16 protein-coding genes are annotated in these 23508 nt (G+C 35.1%); 7 read left to right on the top strand and 9 right to left on the bottom strand.

What is annotated here, in order from left to right; translation table 11 throughout:
• The 6 genes from H5T45_02300 to H5T45_02275 all read left to right on the top strand — a co-directional run.
• Positions 1-143: hypothetical protein (locus tag H5T45_02300; GenBank protein MBC7128550.1), on the top strand; the 143-nt coding region annotated here is incomplete at its 5' end.
• Between the two features lie 153 nt (positions 144-296).
• A complete protein-coding gene (locus H5T45_02295; protein ID MBC7128549.1) occupies positions 297-1232 on the top strand; it encodes a hypothetical protein in 936 nt (311 codons plus the stop codon).
• Position 1233: 1 nt separating this feature from the next.
• Positions 1234-2499 carry a hypothetical protein gene (locus tag H5T45_02290; protein MBC7128548.1) on the top strand — a complete coding sequence of 422 codons (1266 nt, stop codon included), beginning with the start codon at positions 1234-1236 and terminating at the stop codon, positions 2497-2499.
• A gap of 12 nt (positions 2500-2511) precedes the next feature.
• Entirely contained in the window at positions 2512-3066 is a 555-nt protein-coding gene (locus H5T45_02285) for an arginine decarboxylase, pyruvoyl-dependent (protein MBC7128547.1), read from the top strand.
• 2 nt (positions 3067-3068) lie between these two features.
• Positions 3069-4046 carry a deoxyhypusine synthase gene (locus tag H5T45_02280; protein ID MBC7128546.1) on the top strand — a complete coding sequence of 326 codons (978 nt, stop codon included), beginning with the start codon at positions 3069-3071 and terminating at the stop codon, positions 4044-4046.
• Entirely contained in the window at positions 4043-5719 is a 1677-nt protein-coding gene (locus H5T45_02275) for an arginine--tRNA ligase (protein MBC7128545.1), read from the top strand. Before H5T45_02280 ends, H5T45_02275 begins: the two co-directional genes overlap by 4 nt.
• Before the next feature lies 1 nt (position 5720).
• On the opposite strand, the gene H5T45_02270 is transcribed toward H5T45_02275, so the two are convergent.
• Positions 5721-5999 (bottom strand): hypothetical protein, encoded by a 279-nt coding sequence (locus tag H5T45_02270; GenBank protein ID MBC7128544.1) that lies wholly within the window; start codon positions 5997-5999, stop codon positions 5721-5723.
• Between the two features lie 68 nt (positions 6000-6067).
• Positions 6068-6577, bottom strand: coding sequence for a nitroreductase family protein (locus tag H5T45_02265; protein ID MBC7128543.1), 510 nt, complete (start codon positions 6575-6577; stop codon positions 6068-6070).
• Positions 6578-6654: 77 nt separating this feature from the next.
• Between H5T45_02265 and H5T45_02260 the strand changes: the two genes are divergently transcribed.
• Positions 6655-7365, top strand: coding sequence for a DNA polymerase sliding clamp (locus H5T45_02260; GenBank protein MBC7128542.1), 711 nt, complete (start codon positions 6655-6657; stop codon positions 7363-7365).
• On the opposite strand, the gene H5T45_02255 is transcribed toward H5T45_02260, so the two are convergent.
• The 7 genes from H5T45_02255 to H5T45_02225 form a co-directional block, all read right to left on the bottom strand.
• Positions 7357-8724 carry a metallophosphoesterase gene (locus H5T45_02255; protein MBC7128541.1) on the bottom strand — a complete coding sequence of 456 codons (1368 nt, stop codon included), beginning with the start codon at positions 8722-8724 and terminating at the stop codon, positions 7357-7359. The two genes, H5T45_02260 and H5T45_02255, sit on opposite strands and share 9 nt — an antisense overlap.
• A gap of 147 nt (positions 8725-8871) precedes the next feature.
• Positions 8872-9402 (bottom strand): hypothetical protein, encoded by a 531-nt coding sequence (locus H5T45_02250; GenBank protein MBC7128540.1) that lies wholly within the window; start codon positions 9400-9402, stop codon positions 8872-8874.
• Positions 9399-9902 (bottom strand): hypothetical protein, encoded by a 504-nt coding sequence (locus H5T45_02245; GenBank protein ID MBC7128539.1) that lies wholly within the window; start codon positions 9900-9902, stop codon positions 9399-9401. The genes H5T45_02250 and H5T45_02245 overlap by 4 nt, the downstream gene beginning before the upstream one ends.
• Positions 9899-10774 carry a right-handed parallel beta-helix repeat-containing protein gene (locus H5T45_02240; GenBank protein ID MBC7128538.1) on the bottom strand — a complete coding sequence of 292 codons (876 nt, stop codon included), beginning with the start codon at positions 10772-10774 and terminating at the stop codon, positions 9899-9901. Before H5T45_02240 ends, H5T45_02245 begins: the two co-directional genes overlap by 4 nt.
• A 293-nt stretch (positions 10775-11067) precedes the next feature.
• A complete protein-coding gene (folP, locus tag H5T45_02235; GenBank protein MBC7128537.1) occupies positions 11068-12246 on the bottom strand; it encodes a dihydropteroate synthase in 1179 nt (392 codons plus the stop codon).
• A gap of 1 nt (position 12247) precedes the next feature.
• Positions 12248-13225: a UbiA prenyltransferase family protein gene (locus tag H5T45_02230; GenBank protein MBC7128536.1), complete on the bottom strand. Its 978-nt coding sequence runs from the start codon at positions 13223-13225 to the stop codon at positions 12248-12250.
• A gap of 60 nt (positions 13226-13285) precedes the next feature.
• Entirely contained in the window at positions 13286-23458 is a 10173-nt protein-coding gene (locus tag H5T45_02225) for a choice-of-anchor J domain-containing protein (protein ID MBC7128535.1), read from the bottom strand.
• Positions 23459-23508: the final 50 nt, after the last annotated feature.

The raw sequence follows: 23508 nt of genomic DNA, 5'->3' as shown, positions 1-23508 counted from the left end.
GAGAACCATTGGCAATAAAAAATAGAGAGGATGACGGAAATGAATCCTATGATAGCAGAAAGAATTTTAGTTATCTAAAAAAGCAGGGAATAGAGCCAATCATCAAAACAAGAGAAAATGCTTCCACAAAAGCAAAAGGCTAAAGAAACATTTTTCTCAGGATTGAAATTTGTGTTCTATGCCATGCTCATCAATTTGTAAAAAAGCCCAGTTTTTTTTCAAAATTTAGTGGAAGTATGGCTTCCACTAGTTGTGCAACACAGCAAAAATTTTAGAATAACTTCCGATTTATATTCATGCTATACATGGCAACAAAATGGTTCGGAGTATTTCTTTATGATGAAAAAAGGATTAAGGATAAAATTCTTTTTCCAAAGGATGCTGATGAAATAGCAAAAAGGCTATATAAAATTTCAAAAAATGAATTGCTCGAAGAAGAAATAAAATTTTCCGAACATAAGCCAGTTGTTGGGGAAAAAAGATTGCTCGGAATTGGAAAAGATGGAAAATTCAGAGAAATTAAAATAAATGCTGAAGAATTTGGCTATGGAAAAAATTTGCTAAGAGAAGCATGCATAAAGCTTTCAATTAAAAAAATTGAAGAAGAGCAAAAGAAAAGGGAAAAAAGAATAGTTGAGGCAGTTAATGCAATAGAGGATATAAATAAGGTTATAAACATATTGCTTGAAAGAGTGAGGAGCTGGTATGAATATTTTTCATTTGATGAAGATATAGATAGAATTTTTGATTTGGAAATAGGCGGGGAAGAAATAGATAAGGAAGAGGAAAAAAACCTCAAAAATATAGCGAAAGTAATAAAATCTTTGAATAGTGCAAGAGATGATTTGGAGAATTACATAAAAATGGCGATGGAGGAAATTGCACCAAATCTAACAGCACTTGTCGGCCATTCAATAGCATCAAAGCTCGTTTCAAAAGCAGGAAGCATAGACAATCTCGCGAAAATGCCCGCAAGCACAGTACAGCTTCTCGGAGCAGAAAGAGCTCTTTTCAGGCACCTGAAAGACAGCACACCGCCGCCGAAACATGGTATAATTTTCCAGCATGAAATGATAAATAGAGCTCCTAGAAATAAAAGAGGAAAGATAGCGAGATTTTTGGCTTCAAAAATTTCAATTGCTGCAAGAGCGGATGCATTTACTGGAAACATCATGGGGGAAAAATTAAGGAAGGAAATGGAGGAAGAATATAAAAGAATTTTGGGAGGATAAAATGAAGCTTTCTTCTCTATTTGCGATAATAATAATTCTTTCTGTTATTCCATTAAATGCTGGCAAATCTGGCAAGGAATGGACACTGATGTTTTATATTGCTACAGAGAACAAAATGTGTAATAATGCAAAATTATATCTACAGAATCTTAGCAGGGTAGAAAATGATAGGATTAACATAGTCGCGCTCGTTGATGGATTCGCTGATAATGATACATTTCTGTATAAAATTGAAAAGGACAATTTAATAGAGCTTCCATGGGAAAGAGAATCGGATACTGGAAAAAGTGAGACGCTTGAAAAATTCTGCAGATTTTCAATTGAAAATTATCCAGCAAAACGGTATGCGCTCCTGATAATTTCTGTTGGACCTGGATGGCAAGGCATATGCCCTGATTATAGGTATGGATACAGAAATTTTAATCTTATAACTACTCCCTCAATGGGAAATGTTTTGAAGAATATAACTGAGGATGGAAAAAGGAAAATCGAGTTAGTTAGTTTTGTAGCATGCTTACAAGGAATGATAGAGGTAGCATATGAAATTTCTCCTTATGCAAACTATTTTGTGGCAATGGAAACTGATAATCCATTTTTGGATATATGGCCAGATGTGAAAGTAATATCTACTCTCCGTGAGGATGCTGAAAAATTTGCTGTAGAAACTGTAAAATTTTTTGAGTCAAAGGTTTATCATCCATGCAATAATTTTATAGCAAAATTTTTCGATATCCTGCCGTTTAAAAAGTTGAATATAGTAACAATAAACACAACTCTTTCAGCAATAAATTTAAGTAAGTTAGAAAAAATTGTAAAGGGATTGGATGAATTATCAAAAACAATAATAAATGATATGGAGGCAGTAAAATATGCAAGAATTAATTCAAACGAATACGGTAAATGGAGTCCAAAATACCATATTTTCTATCCAATATATGATATGCTATCAATTGAAATATATGCATATGATTGCAACATAGATTTATACAATTTTCTTGAAAATCTAAAAAATTATTCTAAAAATGATGAAATAAAAAATATTTGCGAGGATATTATGAAAAGCATAAATGATGCTATTCTCTGTAAAAAAACAATTTCTGGGCTCGATAATGGATTGAGTATATATTTCCCAGAGGAAGAATTTCTTTATAATAAGCCAATACTTTTAAAAAAATTGCCATCCAACTATGAAGACCTTTCTTTTTCAAAATTTACTCAATGGGATGAATTTTTGAAAAACTATTTTTTGCAAAGCATTAAACTTTAATATTCGAATTTAATTACTTTTGTGATTCCTACAAAATTGTTTCTTACTAAGGGAGTAGGGAAGCATAAGGATCAACTTCAATCTTTTGAGTTAGCATTAAGAAATGCTGGTATCCAGCACTGCAACCTTGTGAGTGTGTCAAGTATAGTTCCCCCCCATTGCAAGATTATATCTGCTGAAAGAGGAAAAAAATTGCTTTCTCCTGGACAGATAACATATGTCGTTATTGCAAGAAACTCAACAAATGAACCAAATCGCCTGATTGCTGCATCTGTTGGAATTGCAATTCCTAAAGATAGAAACTTATATGGCTATCTATCAGAATATCATAGTTTTGGAGAATGTGCAAAAATAGCGGGAGAAAAATCAGAAGATTTGGCAGCCACAATGCTTGCAACAACTCTTGGAATAGAATTTGACCCAAATAAAGCATGGGATGAAAAGAAGCAGGTTTTCAGAATGAGCGGAAAATTTGTTAAAGCAAGCAATATAACACAAACTGCAAGAGGAGATATCCATGGCCTATGGACGAGCGTTGTTGCTGCTGCTGTTTTTATAGTTGACTAAAAATGAAGAAAATAAATCCTATTTTTTCACCATATGGATATGCATTTAATTCCGCCCGCCTTGCTGAGGCCTGCGAGATATATAAAAAGATGATTGATGAGGATGCAACAATATGCTTTACCCTTGCTGGGGCAATTATTCCTGCGGGGCTTGGAGGGGCGATAATTGAAATGGTGAGGCGAGGGCTTGTTGATTTTATAATTTCAACTGGTGCAAATTTATATCATGACATGCATTTTGCTCTTGATTTGCCAGTTTATAAGGGAAGCTTTAATGTGGATGACCGCGAACTCGCTAAAAACGGAATTGTAAGGATATATGATATATTTATTCCCCTTGAAACCCTTTTTGAGACAGATAGATATATACAGGAAAATTTTGATATTGAAGGAAATTTTTCAACAGCAGAAATACACAACTATTTAGGAAAAAAATTGCTAGAAAACTCCAAAAAGCCAGATTTTTCGCTTCTTGCAACATGTGCAAAATATGATGTGCCAATATATTGTCCTTCTCCTGGAGATTCTTCAATTGGAATGAATTTAGCTTATCTTAGGGCAAAAAATAAAAAAATTCATACAGATGCCGAAAGGGATGTCCTTGAAACAACAGCAATAATATACAACAGCAAAAAAAGTGGGGCGGTAATTCTTGGCGGGGGGGCACCAAAAAATTTCTTCATGCAGACCCAGCCAATGATTAGCCAGATATTTAAAAAGAAGGAAAGGGGACATAACTACTTCATCCAGATAACAAGTGATGTGCCGCCATACGGCGGGTTATCTGGGGCTACCCCTCAAGAAGCAATTTCCTGGAAAAAGATAAATGCAAAATCAGAGACATATGTTACTGTTTATGGAGATGCAACAATAGTTGCTCCTTTACTTTTTTCAAGTGTTAAAAACAGGAGGAGGAAGCATAAAAGACTTTACAGTAAAAGGGATGAGTTTTTGAAAAAAATGGTTAAAGAAGTAAGATGAAATATACATATGAAAAATTTTATGAGGAAGTTAAAAAAAGGCTTGCGGATACAATTAAAAAAAATTATGGAATTGAACATGAAATAAAAATTGAGAAGCAGAAAGTAGGAGATGCATCATTTGCATGCTTTTCTCTTGCAAAAATTATTAAAAAAAATCCAGTTGAAGTAGCAGAGGAGATAAGCAGAAAAATGGAAGGGGGGTTGATTAAAAGGGCGGAAGCAATAAACGGATACATAAATTTTTATATAGATGAAAAGAGGGTTGCAGAGGAAACTCTAAATTTAATAGATGAAATGGGAAATAATTTTGGTGGATTTGAAAAAAAAGGTATAAAGATTATTGTAGAGCATACTTCAGCAAACCCAAATGGGCCGTTGCATGTTGGAAGGGCAAGAAATCCGATAATTGGAGATACTATTGCAAGATTGCTCAAGTTTGGAGGATATGATGTTATAACTCAATACTATGTTGATGATATGGGAAAGCAGGTTGCAATTCTTTTCTGGGGGGTAAAAAATTTGAAAATTAAGGAGGAGAATAAAAAATTGGACCATTTTTTTGTTGAATATTATAAAAGGGCTTATGAAATGATGGAAAAGAATGAAAAAGTTAAAAATGAAATAAATGAAATAGTAAGGAAATGCGAAAGAGGGGATGAAAAAATTTTGAAGGAAATAGGGGAAGTATATGAAAAAGTTCTCGATGGAATAAAAGAATCACTAAAAAATATAAATATTAGCATTGATGAATTTGTTGAAGAATCAAGATTTGTTATAGATGGAAGCGTTGAAAAATTAATTGATGAAATTTCTTCTACGGAATATATAAGGGAGGAGGAAAATGCCTTATATCTTGATTTAGAGCCTTTCGGAATACATGGAAAGAATAATAAATTCTTTTTGACAAGAAGCGATAGAACTTCTCTCTATGCCCTTAGAGATATTGCGTATCATATATGGAAAGGAAGCAGAGCAGATATAATGATAAATATTCTGGGCGAGGATCATAAGCTCGAGGCAAAATGTGTTGAAATAATTTTAAAAATTTTGAACAAAAAAATTCCTGAAAACATATTCTATGCATTTGTTAGCTTGCCAGAAGGAAAAATGTCAACGAGAAAAGGAAGAGTAATTTATTTGGATGATTTAATTGAAGAAGCGATTGAAAGAGCAAGAGAGGAAGTAAAAAAGAGGAGGAAAGATGATAAAATTGAATATATAGCAAGAAATGTTGCAATTGGAGCAATAAGATATAATATAATAAAGGTTAAGCCAGACAAAGCAATAGTTTTCAAATGGGAAGATGCCCTGAATTTTGAAGGAGAAAGTGCTCCTTTTATTCAATATGCACATGCAAGATGCTGTTCAATATTGAAAAAGGTTAAATACGAAAAGATTAAGCCAAGGTATGAGCATGAAAGCGAAATAGAATTGATAAAAACAATTGCATATTTTCCAGAAATTGTTAAGGAAAGCATAGAAAACAGAAACCCATCAACTATGGCGGAATACGCCTATAAGCTGGCGGCGCGTTTTAATTTATTTTATAGAGATTGCAGGGTTATTGGAGATGAAAAAGAGAAGGAAAGAATTGCTCTTGTAAATGCAACAAGGCAGGTTTTAAAAAATTGCTTAAATCTCCTTGGAATAGAAGCTCTGGAAGAAATGTAAATCATAAAATTTCTATTTCCTCTCCTATAAAAATTTCTATTTCTTCATGATATTTTCCATATGTTATTTTTTTCTTTTTGCTTTCATTTCCAGCTATTATTTCAATATAGTAGTTGCTTGCCATATTTGTAACATTCTCAATTACCATGCTTTCATTTTCCTTCAAGGAAAGGCTCTGATTAAAAATCTCTTTGTTATCCAAAGTTAAAAGATTAATTTCTATGCTCAATGTTTCATTCCTTTCATTCTTTATTTTTATTTTCAATGGCTCGTAGTTCATCCACCACATCAAAAATATGCAGATTAAAAATATTGAAAAAGAAATCAACAAAATTTTCTGCCAGATTTTCATTTAAATTCTTCCCAGCAAACTATTTCATCCATACTCTTTCTTCTCTTTTCAACAGGCCTATCCTTAGGATAGCCAAGTGTCATCAACGCAATTATCTTACAATTATCTGGAACTTTAAGCACTTCCTTTGCCTTTTCCTGATAAAATGCTCCTATCCAGCAAGTTCCCAAGCCCCTTTCAGCAGCAGCAAGAGCAATATGCTCCATCGCGATAGCAAGGTCAACATGGCAGGCAGTAACCCCATTGCTCATCACATAGTCAGTATAGGTTGCGATGCCTGCTATCACAACAGGCGCCTCCGCCACAAATTTCTGATTTTTTGCCGCCTCGCATAGCTTTTGCCTCCTAGTCTTATCTTTTACGATGATGAATTTCCATTCCTGAAGATTTTTTGCGGAGGGGGCAAGGCGGGCGTGCTCTATTATTTCGAGAATTAGTTCATCTGGGACATCTTTTTCTTCATATTCCCTTACACTTCTCCTATTTTTTATTATATCAATCAGCATTTTATCACCATCGCTATGTTTTTAAATAGAAAAGTATTATTTAAACAATGTTCCAAGGAAAAATAAAAGCGGATTTTATGAAACTAATAACTGATGCAATAGGGATACTAGTTGATGAAGCAAAGATAAAAATAAAGGAAGATGGAATATATGGAAGGATGGTTGACCCAGCACATGTCGGAATGATTGACTTTAAGATAGAAAAGGATGCTTTCGATGAATACAAATTGGAGGGTGAGGAGGAAATAGCCTTTGACTTAGAGAAACTCTCTGGAATTTTAAAAATAGCGGGAAGCAATGACATGGTGGAAATAAAATATGAAAAAGAAGGGCGCCTGATTGTAGGCTTTAGCAATATAACAAAAAGGATTGGATTGCTCGATGCTTCAGAAATGCCTGATACAAAAGTTCCTTCTTTAGAGCTGCAAGCAGAAATTGTTGTTCCAACAGAACAAATGCATAGGATAATAAAAGCGGCTGAGGGAATTTCTGACCACATAATTCTTGAAGGAGGAAAAGATTATTTTGAAATGAAGGCGGAAGGAGATAACGACAGTGTAGAATTAAAAATTCCAAAGGAGGAGCTTGTAAGTATAAAATGCGAGGAAAAAGTAAAAAGCATGTTTCCGATAGACTATCTTGGAGATATGATTAAAATTGCAAAAGAGGCAAGTCCTGAAATAAAAATAAATCTTGGAAATAATTATCCAGTTAAACTGAGTTTTGAGGTGTCTGGAGGAGTAATAAAAATAGTTTATCTGCTCGCCCCAAGAATTGAGTCAGATTAAATAAATTTCATTAATGCTTTTTCCCTCAACATCGCTCCTTACATATATTTCCATGAATCCATCTTTTTCCCTTATTAGCTCAACTGAACCATTTATAACCTTATAATTTCCTTTTTTAACAAAAAATTTAAGATGAACTGTTAAATTTATTTCAAGATTGTTTTCAACTATAATTTTTTTATCCCCTTCATAGGTATAATTCAGCATATATGAAGGAATTGAATATTTTGGCTCTTTATAGTTGAATGAAAAAATGCTCCAGTTCCGAAATTCGATAATTCTATATCCCCAGTAATCCTTGCAAGAACTTGAAGGAGTAGTTGTTGTAATAAATGTTGTGTTTTCAAAAAAGGTTACGTCGTCAGCATGTATATGCCCAGCAAGAACAAAATCAATGCGATAATTTCTTATTAAATCAAGGATTTTTTCCCTTCCATAATATCCCTTGCCAAGAAGAGAATTATTTTCTGTATCCCATAAAGGATTGTGATGAAGGCAAATAAATTTTAGTGAATAATTTCCTTTTTTCATTTCTTCTTCAATCCATTCAATTTGCTCATCATCTATCCAGCCACCCCAGTTTAAAGGGATAAATGAAAAGGCAATCCTATCTTTTTTATCCCAGTCATATGAATTTACCACTATAAAATGTGCATTTCCATAGGTGAATGAATAATTTTTATATCCAAAATATCTGCTCCATAATTCAAATCCATCCTGCTTATTTACATATCCATCATGATTTCCTGGGCAAATATAGGTAGGAACATCAAATTCCTGCAAAATTTCATACAATTTTTCATATTCTTCTTCATATCTTGCTCCAAAGACAAGGTCTCCAGTAATTATAACAAAATCTGGCTGAATTAGATTTATTTCCTCTATGCATTTTTTTATTGCCCTTGAACCAATTTTTTCCTTTAAATTTATCATTGCTCCTCTTGGATCCCCAACATGCAAATCACTTATATGGGCAAATTTAAAATTTCCTGATATATTTTCAACAACCTTTATCGCCCTTGTCTCCTTCCTTGAGATGCCATCCACTATAACAGTAAGGTTATAAAGTTCTGGATGAGCTATTTCTGGAATTTTTGCTTTTATGCATATTTTTTCTCCTTTTGATATATTTTCGATTTCAAGATGAATTTCATCTTCAATTGGCTCATATGCAGTTTCAATTTTTGCCTCTATTTTGCTGAAATGAACATTTTCTATGATTATTTCAAAAGATGAACCTTTTTCAACTATTGCTGGAAAAGAATTTTTTGGATAAATAATTTCAAAAGATAAATTTTTGGGAAGAGATGGAGGAATTAAAGTAAGGATGATTAAAGCAATGCTTACTATCTTTTTCACGCCAATATTTTTTCAGCATTTTTAAAATTTATTAAAAATTAATTTTAACTTTTTTCAAAAAGTTTTAATTTTCTTGCTTATTTAATATTGCCACAATGATGATAAACGCAATTCTGAAATATGAAGAATGATGGGCGATCTGAGTGGCTACTCTTTAAATTTTCTGTGATAAAATTTTGCAATAATACACAGCAAAGCAGATATTATTGCAAGCCAGAAAAGGAAAGTAAATCCTGTTTTAATAATGGCTTCTATCTCCGCATCTCCAGCTGGGAGAGTAACATTTGTTGAACCATTAATAGGAATATAGATGGAAAACATCAATCTAATAGGATATAAAATAATAAGCAGGAAGAGAGAGAAAATTATCAAAACAATTAATGGTTTCTTATAAGCAAATTTCAGCAAATCTTTGGAATAATTTTTATCTGGAAGAAGGGAATAAATCAGCATGGCAATAGCTGATGCAATTAAAGAAAGAAGACATGCCAAATTGATGAAATATATCGCTGGTATTCTAAATTGCAAGCCAAATAAATCTATTTTTAAATTTATAGGAGAAATATCAGCTTGCCCTATGTTGCCAATTTTAAGTTCCCACCATGGATAAAAGAAGGAAAATATAATTAAAGCAAATGTTGCAATGCTTCCCACCAATCCAGGCCAATTTATTTTCATATTCCCTCCATATAAATTGGTCCCACATTCCTTATTTCTTCCTTATATATTTTTATTCCTTGAAGCTCAATTGATAGGTTTTTGATATCTACATATAAATCTTCTTTATGCATTGTAGAGACATGTTCCTTTCCTTCTGAAGTAAAATTTAAAGCTAGATCAATATATGAGGAGGAATTTGCTCGAATTGTAAATGAGCTGTCCCAATTTATAGAGCCAAAATAGAAAGAATGAGAGGAGCAGAAAATTTCTGCATAAATAGCTTCCAGGGTTAAATCCATATTGTAGGGGTTCTTAATTTTAAATTTCAATATCAGGGTTGAATCAATAATTGTTGAATTTATATAATCTATCTCAGGACTCTTACCCATGACTTCCGTTATTGATTCCATATTTTCTGGCAATATAAAAGCTGATAGGTTATCTCGATAAATAAATAAGCCCGCTCCTATTGGTCCAATAGAAATAGCAAGAGAAATTAGAAGAAGAATCCACCTCATTTTTTCCTCCTATTCAATATGGATGCTACTGCTCCAACAATTGCAAATAGTTCAAAGCCAGGAATTCCTTTCTTCTCAGGAGAAGTATTGCCTCCTTCACTTGTCTTTTCAAGCCAGGGAATAAATAAAACTTTATCACTTACATTATCTCCTTGGCCGCCGGGATTTGTTTCATGAAATGGCCCGCTTCCATGCCCCCACCAGCAGTATGTTGCATTTACTTCATATTCTCCTTCCAAGTTTTCATTAGAAATTCCGTATTCTTTATTTCCATAGATACTGCAATAGTGAATTTGAATATTTGAAGAAGAAATACGAAAACCGTAACTGTTGTCATAAACACTGCAGTTTGTGATGCTGTTGTTGTGCGATGAAGAGAGGTATATTCCTTCACGATTTTTATAGCATTTGTTGTTTTCTATGCTATTGTTACTTGGGTAGCCGGGCTTTAAATAGTGATAAAGGTGAATGCCAGCAAAAAAATTCTCGTAACAGGTATTGTTTGCTATAATATTTTTTTCGCTAGAGGAATATAAAGATATGCCATCAAGATTACCGTAGCATTTGTTATTTGCTACGATGTTGTTGCTCGAATCATCTAGATATATTCCCTCGGAATTGTTATAGCAATTGTTACTTGCTACATTGTTGTTGCTTGAGTCGTCCAAGCGTATGCCTTTATTGTTCTCATAGCAGTCGTTGTTTGTAATGGTGTTATTGCTTGAGTAAGCAACAAGGCGTATGCCGTAAATATTGCCATAGCATTTGTTGTTTTCCAATCTTCCATTAGTAACGTTTTTCAGACATATTCCCACGCCGCACGGGGCTGGCCAAGATGATATTGCGTTATAAAATGCGCAGTTTCTTATCACAAAATAAACACTTGTATTTTCTATCCATATGCAATAAGCTTTGCCCTCACCATCTATTTCATAATTTTGGATTATGTAAGGATTAGTTGCTGTGCCATTGCCCCGCCATCTTTCACTGCCTGCTTTGTTTGCAAAATCCTCATCCCCATTTATGTGAATTGGAGCATTGGGGAGTTGCTTTTATCGTGGATGGTATTAATATTACTAAACAAAACAAAAGAAGACCAGATGCAATATATTTTATTTTCATTTTATATCTTCCTAAGGGAAAACAATTAAGAATATATAAAATTTTATTGTCTGACTATTTTATCAACAACCATTGCCATTCTTTTAGTTTCAATTACATCATGGCATCTTATAAAATCTGCTCCATTTGCAATTGCTATTGCCTCAGCCCCCAGGCTTCCGTGCAACCTTTCTTCAACGCTTGTTTTAGTTATATTCCCTATGAATGTTTTTCTTGAAATGCCTATTAGTATTGGCCTTTTTAAACTTTTCAGCTCATAAAGGCGGGCTATTATTTCGCAATTGTCTTCTATTCCTCCTGTTCTTTTCCCAAATCCAATTCCTGGATCAACTATTATTTTTTCTATTCCTTTTTTAACCGCAAAATCTATCCTTTCTTTCAAAAAATATAAAATTTCCTCAACAACATCCTCATAATATGGAGCTATCTGCATATTTTTTGGCTCTCCCTTCATATGCATTATGCAAACTGGCAAGTCATGCTCACTTATAACTTCAGCCATTCCCTTTTTCCTTAGAGCAAAGATGTCATTTATCATATCAGCCCCTTTTTCAACAGCTCTCTCTGCAACTTCTGGCTTATAAGTATCGACAGAAATCGGCAAATTTATCTCACCCCTTATCCCTTCTATAACTGGCAAAACCCTCCTCATTTCCTCTTTTGCATCGACTTCTTGAGCAAATGGGCGGGTTGAGGCGCCGCCAACATCTATTATATCTGCTCCCTCCTTTTCCATTTGCCTTGCCCTTTCTATTGCCTTTTCATAATCCAGATATTTTCCTCCGTTGTAAAAGGAGTCGGGCGTAACATTAAGTATGCCAACTATGTATGTTCTCTTTCCTAATTGAAAATTTTTTTTGCCTATCTTTATGCTTATTTTTCTTTCCTTTATTATTTCCTCTAACTCTTCTGATACATTTTTTAATCTGCTATACTGATTTTTCAATTTTTTTAACAGCAAGGCAATCTGCTTTTCATTTCCTGTAATCAAAACATCCGTCTTTTCCAAGCTTTGAAGCGATTTTTTTGAAATTGCAGCATCCCCTCCTAATGCAAGCATTTCCTGCTTTATAATTATTGCATCCCTTGCATCAACATCCTTTAATTTTATAGTAAGATGAAAAAATTTCGGCAACATTATTTTTATTCCTTCTTTCTCTACTCCTATTCTTTCCATTTCCTTAATTGCTTCTCTCTTATTTCTTATTACCCTTACCATCATATCACATCGTCTTTGGCAGCATGCTTCCATGAATTGCAATATTTGAAATTATAAACGCAAGAGGTGGAACAAATGCAAGGAGGAAAATGAATGGATTTATTGCAGTTAGCATTATTGGAACAAGAGAAAAATTTATGTAATAGTGTGCTCCAATATATTTTCTAACTTCATCTCTAACAAATTTCTTAATTGAGAGCAATTTATAGCTTATATAAAGCATTAAAATGCTCAAAATTGAAAGAATGATAAGCTGAATTAAAGCATCTTCAAATATTTTGTAAAAAGGATAAAAAATGAAGAAAAGATAAATAATTTGAAGTAAGTAGGCAAGGAATTTAAATGAAAATGGAATGAAAATTTTTTTCTCTACTCTTACTCCAAGTTTTATTGCAAGAGTATTTGCTTTTGCTTTATAATCATGCTCCGCATCCTTCAGCCCGCCAGCTATGAATTGCATGAAAAGAACTTGCAATGTGCCAAGAATTGCAACAATCCAGGTAATTTCCTTTATATCATTGCTTACTGTGTATGCTCCATAAAAAATTAGCAAAAATATGCCCAATGCAACAAAAATGTCCATTGCTGGAAACTTTTTGCTTATTAAATCATAAATTGTTATTGATATTGCGGACAAAACAAGAATTGAAATTGAAATAAAATTTGAATAGAGATATGAAATTAAAAATCCTATTGACAAAGATATAAAAAGCATCAAAAATGTGAAAATCCAAGCACTTCTCATTTTTATTTCCCCGCTTACAAGAGGCCTTTCCTTTAGTTCATGAGAAAGAGAATCAACTTTATAATCAATTATATCATTCAGTGCAAACCCATAGCAATGCCCAAAAAATCCAACGAGAAAGAAGAGGAAAAGATAAAGAGCACTGCTCTCACCATTGCAAAACGCCCCCAGCACAGGCGCAAGAGCTGTAAGCCCAACATTAAACGAGCGTGATAGCTTAAGATATTCTTTAATCATGTTTTGTAAATAAAAATTTGTATTTTATTGTTTTTGTAAAAATTAAAAAAGGGAAGAGGGTTAGAAGTTTATTATGAATACGCTTATTCTGTCTTCTGCTTTCTGTCCAGTGGTATCGTAGGCAATTACTTTTATTTCATGTGTTCCTATTGCCCTTTCATCCCAGAGCCACGAGTATGGCTCGGTTGTATCTGTGAATTTAAGTGCTCCATCTATATAGAATTCTACTTTTGCAATGCCTATGCTTGAGCTTGCTGTTGCTTCAACTGTTATTCCTCCAATTATTACTGGTATTGGCAGTGGAATTATTTCTCTATCAAAGATATACAAGGCATTTCTTGGTTTAATTATGCTTACTGTTGGTGGACTTGGCATGCTTATTGTAAATGTTCCATCTGAAGTATCGACTGCAACATTTCCTGCGTTATCTTTTGCAACTACTTTAACCATGTAGTTGCTTCCGTATGGCAAGCTAGCAACATTCCAGTTATATGAGCCAGTGTTTGCAACATTGCTTGCTATAACATTCCATGTTAATCCAGCATCACTGCTATACAGCAAATCAATTCCTGCAATGCCAATGTTATCGCTTGCTGTCCATCTTATTGTTATTATTCCTCCTAAAACCTCGCCACCATTTGGATATATAACTTTTGCTGTTGGGCTTGTCTTATCTATCTTGAATGATGTTGATTTTGGTGTTTCAACTATTCCAGCGTTGCTTATTGAGTAGTATTCTATAATATGATTTCCTTCTCCGCTATATGTAAATGTTCCAGTATATTCCTGCCATGCTCCTCCATCTATGCGATAGTATGTTGCTTTTACTCCACATATGTATGCATTTGCTTTAAGTGTAATCTGCACATCGCTCTTATACCATCCATTATCTCCAAGCAAGCCAGATATTATGCATTCTGTTATTGGCATTGAAGTAGCTATTCCAAAGCTGCATGATTTAATTTCTTCAGTGCTTCCAAAGGTATCTACTGAGTAGTATTCAACTTTATACAATCCTTCAGTTGAAACACTTACTGGGCCAGTGTATGTTTGCCATGCTCCTCCATTTATGCGATAGTATGTTGCCCTTACTTCTTGTGGGTCTGTTGCAGATAAATAGATTGTAACTGGTCCAACATACCATCCATTTTCTCCCATTGAACCAACACAACTGCATGTTGTAACTGGTGGAAGATTAACTGTGCTAATTGTTACCTCTTTGGTATCGTTTCCTGGATTTATATCCCCAGCAAGCAGTGTTCTTACATTTATTACATAAACGCTGTTCTCCTCTGCTGTAAATGGTGGGAATGTTACTTGCTTTTCAGCCCCGCTAAGCAAATTATACACTGTAACTGTTTCTGTATAGACCTTATCCCTTAACTGTTTTGTTACTACAATATCGTCAAGATATACTCCCTCATATTGCACAGCTGAATCGCTCTGGAGGATAAAGCCAAGCCATATTGTTCCACTTGATGCATAGTTAGTGATGTCATAGGATAAACTCCTCCATTCGCGTGAAGAAGTTGAAATTACCTGGACAATGTAGAAATTGGTACCATCTGGGCTCACCGTGATATAGAAATAGTCATACCTATCTTCTACATCAATCCATGCTTTCAAACTTAGGGTAACTTTTACTGCACCAGCTACATTTATTCCCGGGGATATTAAAAAGTTAGCTATGTTTGGATAGTAGCTTCCTGTTAGCTCGTCCCCGCAATAAAATGAATGACTTCCACTTACATATCTTCTTGTGCTTATGTGCCATAGATTTATTCCACTCGGTTCATAAACAGCCCATCCATCCCATCCGCCTTCAACATCTTCATATAAAGCGGTTACATTTCTGACTTTATATACATCGCATTTCACATCAAATGTCTCTGTTACTGTTCCATAGTTCTTTACTGTTGCTACAACAGAATAGTTTCCTGGCATATATACGCCAGCTGTTGGATAATTTATTGCAACAACTCCAGCATCTATAATTGTGAAAACTAAAAATTCTTTTTCCTTCGCATCGTTGTAAATGTTTTCATCCTCGCTTAATATTGTTTTTACTTTTACCAAGTATTGACCTGCTTCGAAGTTAAATGCATCAAACAATACATGTTTCTGTTCTCCCACTTGCATATATGTTATTTCTTTTTCATTTTCGAAAACTAATCCAGCTCCCTCACGATACACAACTATATCGTCCAGCCATATTGATGCTCCTCCTTTCGTTAGATGGTTGAATCTTATCGATATATCCTGATTAGCGTATGATGACAAGTTTACTGTGAATTTCTTATATCCACTTATGTTATTTATTGCATTATAATCCAAGCTCAACACTGTTGTCCATGGTCCATTTTGGCTCGGTCCAACGCTTATATTTAAATATTCTCCGGTAATTGAGTTAAGAGTCCTGTATAACCAAAATTCAAGCGTATAGTCTCCACTTCCAAGAGAAATTACATCTGTTGCAAGATATCTTTCACCTGCCTGATATGGTGAATATGCTGCATAGCTTCCAGTGTGAGAAATGCCAGATCTTGACCACGGAGCAGATCCACTGACTATAACACTCTTCCATCCTGCTGGTGGCCAGCTCGTTTCAAATCCTTCCATTATTTTGATATCACCGTATATTTGTGTTATTGAGCAATTAACTTTAATATTTGCTACTGGGACATTTCCATAGTTTGCAACTGTTGCATTTACTGAATGCAATCCTGGCCCAATCAATTGTGCTGGATAATTTATTGACACCACACCTACATCCTCAAAGTTCCATACTTTTCCTAGCATGAGTATTTCATCATTTCCTGTATTTTCATCTCCAGCAAGTTTGGTTTTAACACTAAGCAGGAATGTTATTCCTTCAACAGAAGCATCTATTGGAGTAAATGTCAAGTAGCTTTCTTCATCAGCATCTAAATATGATACTATTTTTTCTTCACTGAAAACAGGAATGAGTGTTCCGCTAATAATGGATACCTCATCTATGTAGATATGTCCTCCCTGCTGTGCTACTCCCATAAATGCTACCCATGCATTTTTACCCGCTACATAAGGAGATAAATCTATGGTATGAAGCTTCCAACCACTTGAACCATCGTATCTATAAATTGAGGTTATGTTATTCCATGTTGTATTATCAAGTGAATATTGGATAACTATTCTGTCTTTCTTGGCAGGATTATTTGTGTCATGGTACATCCAGAAAGCTAGAATAACATTTGAATAACTCGTGAAATCAATTCTGTCGGGATACAATCTCGTCGCTGATCCTGGAGCGGCGCTGCTTCCAGAATTAAATCTTGCCATGTAATATCCGTAATATGGGCTGCATGCTGTGGTTGCTCCGCTTGTGCTCCAATCTCCACCAGTGTATACCACATCCACCTCGTTCCAGCCGGCGGGCGGTTCTAGGTTGGCTTCAAATCCTTCCTGTAAGATGGTTACTGGGCTGGAAACAAGATAAACGGAGCAATTTACTGGGATGTTTTCCTTCGGAATATTTCCAAAGTTCTTTACTGTTGCATTTATTATATGCTCTCCAACAGGAACTATTGGTGGTGGATAATTAATTGATGTCATCCCTACATCATCTATATCGTTTATTATAATTGTTATTTCCTGATAATCGTTACTGTTATCTTCATCTCCAACAAGCATTGTTGTCACATTTATCTTATATGTGTCTTCAATGCTTACTGTCCATGGAGCAAATATTACATATGCCTTCTGTCCAACAGCTAGGCCACTTACTGTTTCTTCATCTGTAAATACAATATCGCCAGCTGAATTTCTTATTGTGCAATTTACATTAAATGAACCAATTGGAACATTTCCAAAGTTTGCAACTGTTGCATTAACTGCATAGCTTCCAGTAAATTGTGTTCCTGTTGGATAATTTATTGAAACAACTGCTGCATCTGGAATATTATTTACTACAATTGATATTTCCTTATAGTTGTTATCAAGGTTTGCATCTCCATATATTGATGCGGTAACATTTATAGTGTATGTGTCCTCGATATTTGCTGTCCAGGATGAAAATCCAACAATTGTTTGCTGTCCAGAAGCTAATGTTGAAACTATTTTTTCTTCTGTAAATACAATATCGCCAGCTGAATTTCTTATTGTGCAAATTACATTAATATCTGTCAGATTTTCTGCTCCAACATTCTTTACTGTAGCATTCACGGCAAAGGATGTTCCTGTTGTATATATTCCTGGCAATGGGCTTTCAATTGCCCTTACCTCTACATCATAAGCACCCTGTAGGAATACTATTGTTGTTTTTGTGTCATTAGATGGAAATTCATCTCCATCAAGCATTGTTGTCACATTTATTGCATACCATCCCGCTCCACTGCTGAACCAGTTCCATGGTTCAAATTCAACAAATGCCTCTTCTCCTGGGTCCAAATCATTAACTGTTTTTTCGTCCCAGAATTTTAGATCATATGCTGGCTCACCACCAATTCTTACATTATCCACCATCCACCAGAAACCATAATCTCTGTAGCTGTTATAATACCATTTTATTCTTATTGTCTTACCAGCTGCAAGCGAAGTGATATCATATGTTTTATGACCTATATCTATATCATGGCCTGTGAAAGTTGCGATAGTAGTGTTTACCCACTCCATCTCATGGCTATCATACCAGCATACCTGCACTAATCCTCTCTCAGTAGCCAGTCCTCCCAGCCAAGCATGGTCAAATTCAAGTATAACCTTACTCTGGCCAGCACAACTTATATCCTTTGTAACAAGCCCTTCCTCCATAATTATCCATCCAGCATAGTCATTATCTACAATCATAAATCTGCCCCTGCAACCGCCTTCCGGAACTCTGTGTCCTGGGTTTTGGTCTGTCCATGTTGCGGGTATGTTTGTGCCTGGATAATATGCTGTGGCTCCTCCATTTTCAATTATCCAGCCAGATGGCAAACCGCTTTCGAAGTCCTCCTCAAGAATCGGGGAGTATGTGAGTTTGGATATCGAGCAATTTACTGGAATATTTGGCTGTGGAACATTTCCATAGTTTGTAATTGTTGCATTAACTCTAATTGATTGGTCAGGTGGTAGCAATAACAGCCCTGATGGTGGATAATTTATTGATTTTGTTCCAGCATCGTCTATATTCCAAACTTTAACAACCATGTGTTTTCCGTCATTAGTTACATTTTCATCTTCAAGAGTTGTTTTGACATTCAATATGAATTCTCCTTCTGGATATGCATAAATTGGTCCAAAATTCAGATAAGTTTCTTCGTCCGGAGCAAGAGATGTTATTGTCTTTTCTTCACTATACACAGGTATCAAGGATATAAGCTGTATATCATCTACATATATTGCTGCAGCACGCTGCACATAGCTATACACATGGAATCCGATGTAGTATGCGCCATCCGCTGGGACGGTGAATATAATGCTCTCTTCATTATGCACAGTGTTATTAATATATGAATTATCCCATATTTTCTTTGTCATTCCAGATGAGCTTTGAGAGGAGCCAACCCATACATCGAGTTTTGCTGGCATATATGGTTGACTTACCCTATACCAGAATTTTAACCAGTATGCCTTTCCTGCTTCAAGATATGTAGCATTTGTGAATAGCCAATCATTTGCATCTTTATTTGGTGAGGTTCCAAAATAGAAATACGCCATCGTTGGTGAGGAATGAGCATAAAGCGAGTTATTATAGGAAGCCCATTTTAGATAAACGCTATTGCCACTGCCTCCGCCAACATCTCCGCCGTCTTCAATTGCCCATCCCGGGCTGAAGTTGGGAGGTGTCAAACCTTCAAAGGTTTCATTTATTATTGTTGTCTCTGGTATATAAATTGATAGATTTACTGGTATGTTTGTTTTTTGAATGTTTCCAAAGTTTTTGACTGTTACATTTCCCGCTTGCCATCCAGTTGGAATTATTGCGGGCGGAGAATTTATGGACAATACACCTAAATCGCTCAGGTTGTGTGCTCTTGCTTTGAAGAATAAGAAATTATTTGAAATATCCGCATCTGCTGACACTGTAGCAATTATATCGTAAATTCCTTCTCCAAAATTGCAAGGAGCAATTTCAACATATTTTTCCTCATCAACATCAAGATTTACTGTAGTGGTGCCGTAGCTAACTAAATTTGTGCTGTATATCCATACATCATCAATTCTGATTCTTGTTTTTGTAAGAGTTGCACTTATATTTATCCATCTATTTCCGTTAGCACAGGGTGATAAATCAACCACTACCCTGTACCACTTTTCAACTTCCATTGCATTTAATAAAGTGTAATTGATGCTAAACAGCGTATTCCATGGCCCAGTTGATGAATTTCCATAGCTTATATTCACGAACTCCACCCTCTCAGATATTGCTGCCTGGTCTTTTGCAATCCATAGCTCCATCGCATAGTTTCCGCTTCCAAATGGAACTGAGTTATTAATTACATATTTTACTCCAGTAGGAGTAGCCAACAGATAATATGGCGGGCTAGGAGCAGCTGTTGATGTACCCCTTCCAACACCGCTGAATGTCCAGCCAGGCGAAGCAGTGGAGCTGCTTCTTGAATTAAATCCTTCTTTTACAAGTGTTGTGCCTACACTATAAACTAAGCAATTTACCCCAACATTATTTAATGGAACATTTCCATAGTTCTTTAATGTTAGATTTACATTTGCATTTCCTGTTGTTATCAGTTCTGTTGGATAGTTAATCTGTTTAATTCCTGCATCCTGAATGCTTATAACTTTCAATGTTTTGCTTTTTAAATCATTTGTTGTATCTTCATCATCAGCAAGTTTTGTTGTTACATTTATTATATAATCTCCTTCTCTTGAAAAACCAACCGATGAGAATTCGACATTCACTGACTTCCTCACTGGCAAACTTGCTATATTTATCTCGTTTGAGTAGATGATTTCATAAGCAACTTCATTCAATAATATTTTATCGACATGTACTCTTCTATTAGCGTTGCTTCCCCCGTAGCTATGGAAGCCGATATAATATGTTCCTGTCGATTCTACACTGAATGAAATTGTTGCCTGGGTGTAAGTAGTTGTTTTTATTGAAGAATTATTCCACAGCAATGTTGTCATTCCAGATGAACTTTGAGAGGAGCCAATCATAACTCGCATACTTGCTGGATAAGATGCTGAGTATGCTCTATACCAGAATGAGAGAGTATAACTTGCTCCTCCTTTAAGGTTTAAGGCGGGTGTAAATACCCAATCACTTGCTGTATTTGATGCATGAGATTGATAGAAAGCACAATTGAAACCATCATATGGATAGGATGTTGATGTAACCCATTTTGTTCCATCTCCGTTAGTATCTTCTACAAGCCAACCTGTTCTGAAGTTTGGAGGTGTTAAAAATTCAAAGTCCTCATCCAATATTGTTGATTGATTTATGTAATAAACTGTGCAATTAACTGGCAGGTTAGTTAAATCAATTGTTCCAAGGTTTGTTACTGTTGCATTCACTGTATAACTTCCAGGAGGAATATTTGTATCTGGAGAATTTATTGAAATTACTCCAGCGTCTTTTATATTTCTTACTTCAATTGTTATGTTCTTCCAGTTATTTCTTGGATATTCATCATCTGGAATGAATGCTGTTACATTTATTGCATAAAAGCCCTCAAATGAGAAGTTATAAGCAAATTCAACAAATTCTCTTTCCCCTGGGTCTATTAATATTCTTGTATCATCCTCATACATTATTGTAGGTACCCATGAATATACAACAACATCGTCAATATACGTTCCTTCATAATGAGTGAGGGCATCCGATACAAATGTGAATTTAATTCTTACATGGCTTGTCAAATTAACATATTTTTCTATCGGGATACTCATTAACCACCAATTTTCGGAGGTATAAGTAATGTAAGTTTTTGCTTCCACCCATGTTACACCATCATCACTGCTCAAATAAACTGTAAGATAGTCACCATAGGGCATGTGTGCATATGTGAGCCAGTCATTCTTCGCCCAATACCAGAATTCCAAAATCGCATTATCAACTGAGCTAAGGTCAATTGCCTTGGAAACAAGTTCATCTATTGAATTCGGGAGGTATGTAGTATAATCCGTGCATCTAAAGCTGTGGGTTGGACTCTTATATCTTGCTGTAGAAATTGTCCAGGTATGGCCGTCGCCATCTTTGTCTATTACCGTCCAGTTGGCTGAGCCGCTTTCCATATCATCAAAGAAGTGGATGACCTTGTCGAGCTTGTATATGGAACAAAATACATCGACTCTAACTTCATTGCTCAATCCTGAATTTTCAATTGTTGCATTTATAGCATGCGTTCCTGTTGATATTTTTCCCTTTGGCTCATTTATTGATTTTACGCCTACATCATGATTATATACTGCTCCCGCCTTTATTGCGATTTCAGGGTCACCAAGCAGATTTAATCCATAATAGCACCATCTCATCCCGTCTTCCTGCAAGCGATATAAATTATCTTCTTTTGAATCCTGATTTGCTTTTCCTATCTCCCTTATATTTTCTCCATATACCGCATCAAAGAATTCTCTATCATATGCCTGGCTTGGGGCATCGGTTGTCCATCTTCTTCCAAAACCATAATCAGCATTTGTTATAACTGCAAATGCTCCATTCTCACTTTTAACGAGTTTTTCCGCTATGCTGTCATTATAAGTAAAGTTTCCAGAAAGACATGCTTGCGTATATAGGAAGAAATATTTTCCTTCATTTTCCAAAGATGCTATATCGCTTGAAACCATTTTCATTAGAGTAGAGATTGTTCCATGTCCCAAATGGTTTATTATATGGATGCCACTGTTTATTATCTCTTTTAATTGTTCAACACTCCAAGTAAAGGTTTCATTGTCATGCAATGCTAAAATAGTGTATTCATCTCCGGGAATACCAACTGTATAGTAGCCATTTGCATTTGAGCCATTTCTCATTTCTTCCTTAAAAACTGAGCCATAATTTGCAATTCCTCCAAATCCAACATATTCCGAACAAAGCAAAACTTTATTTAGATAAGGATCCTGCGAGCTATCATATTCAAGTGTTTTTCTTACAAAGTTTGCAAGCTCTGCTGCATTATCAACTGGTGCCCTGCCAACATATACTTCTGCAATTAAATCAACATCTTTTCCTCCTTCTCCATCAGTTGGCTCGCCCCAGTAGCTGTCGCCATCACTATTATAACTTCCATCTAAGCATGCATAGTATAAATCAGATGGTATGTGTGCTTTGTAATTTCCAAAATATGTTTCATTCCAAAGCCTCCTTACTGGAACAATTTCATTTCCAGCATCTGCATCCCCTCCAAGCAATACATATTGAGTATGCCATTCCTGATACGCCCATCTTATGAAATTCCTTATTTTTTCTGGATTATCTACTCCACCAAAGTTTGAATATATCCATTCAACAGTTACAATTGTTGCATTCATTCCTTTTGCAATTTTTGAATTTGCCAATGCCTGGAAATTATATGGGCCTGGTGCATTTTTCAACGCTTCATTTGTTATAATAACATATTCACATGAATGGCTTGGAAGCAATGGATATGTTAAAACTTCTCTTGGATTATCAACCATTTTTGTAACTTCCTGCCTATCAACTTCTGTTCCTCTGAATAGCTCATTTACTTGCCCATCTTTCAATTCAACAACAAGTTCCATGTTTGGATAGAGATATAACTCCTCAGTCAATGGATTCCACTGAACTGGATATAAATTTATTGTAACTACTGGAAAGCCCCTGAAATATTGAGTTGTTACTTCCTTGTATAGATAGCCAGGATAAATTTCGTCTGAATTGTATATTTCTTCATTCTCTTCTGCAACTAAAACAAAGTCATTTTCTCCAATGGGAATTAATGATGGCTTTGGAGTAATTTTGGCTTTTCCAATCAAAATTGGCTCATCCGCAATAACTTTTATTTCCTTTAGTTCAGCTCCATATGGAAGTAATACATTTACTGGCTTTACTGGTATTTCTGGCTCCCCAGCATTTCCTATAGTAGGCAATCCCATATCAACAACTGAATAAGTTTTTCCAGAAAGCATCACATTGTTCAATTTTGGCATAAGGAAATCAAATTTCATTCTTACTTCTCTTGGCTCTTTTGTAATAGTTTCTCCTAGCTCAAAAGAGCTTGCTATAGGTGCTATAGAACTCACTAACATTGCCAGCACAACCCCAATGCTTAATACGATTTTTCCTTTCATTTTATCTGCCTCCAAAACTATAAAATTTTCTTTATAAAAAGTTTTTTGAT

The sequence above is a fragment of the Thermoplasmatales archaeon genome, assembly GCA_014361245.1.
Taxonomy (GTDB): domain Archaea; phylum Thermoplasmatota; class E2; order UBA202; family JdFR-43; genus JACIWB01.
Note: the sequence above shows the minus strand (reverse complement) of the source record. Positions and strands in the feature narration are given on the sequence as shown.

What these genes read in the sequence shown, in the direction of transcription:
- H5T45_02270 (MBC7128544.1), bottom strand. Translation starts at nt 5,999, where the DNA reads ATGAACTACGAGCCATTGAAAATAAAAATAAAGAATGAAAGGAATGAA.
- H5T45_02260 (MBC7128542.1), top strand. Translation starts at nt 6,655, where the DNA reads ATGAAACTAATAACTGATGCAATAGGGATACTAGTTGATGAAGCAAAG.
- H5T45_02225 (MBC7128535.1), bottom strand. Translation starts at nt 23,458, where the DNA reads ATGAAAGGAAAAATCGTATTAAGCATTGGGGTTGTGCTGGCAATGTTA.
- H5T45_02245 (MBC7128539.1), bottom strand. Translation starts at nt 9,902, where the DNA reads ATGAGGTGGATTCTTCTTCTAATTTCTCTTGCTATTTCTATTGGACCA.
- H5T45_02295 (MBC7128549.1), top strand. Translation starts at nt 297, where the DNA reads ATGCTATACATGGCAACAAAATGGTTCGGAGTATTTCTTTATGATGAA.
- H5T45_02250 (MBC7128540.1), bottom strand. Translation starts at nt 9,402, where the DNA reads ATGAAAATAAATTGGCCTGGATTGGTGGGAAGCATTGCAACATTTGCT.
- H5T45_02265 (MBC7128543.1), bottom strand. Translation starts at nt 6,577, where the DNA reads ATGCTGATTGATATAATAAAAAATAGGAGAAGTGTAAGGGAATATGAA.
- H5T45_02280 (MBC7128546.1), top strand. Translation starts at nt 3,069, where the DNA reads ATGAAGAAAATAAATCCTATTTTTTCACCATATGGATATGCATTTAAT.
- H5T45_02230 (MBC7128536.1), bottom strand. Translation starts at nt 13,225, where the DNA reads ATGATTAAAGAATATCTTAAGCTATCACGCTCGTTTAATGTTGGGCTT.
- H5T45_02275 (MBC7128545.1), top strand. Translation starts at nt 4,043, where the DNA reads ATGAAATATACATATGAAAAATTTTATGAGGAAGTTAAAAAAAGGCTT.
- folP (MBC7128537.1), bottom strand. Translation starts at nt 12,246, where the DNA reads ATGATGGTAAGGGTAATAAGAAATAAGAGAGAAGCAATTAAGGAAATG.
- H5T45_02290 (MBC7128548.1), top strand. Translation starts at nt 1,234, where the DNA reads ATGAAGCTTTCTTCTCTATTTGCGATAATAATAATTCTTTCTGTTATT.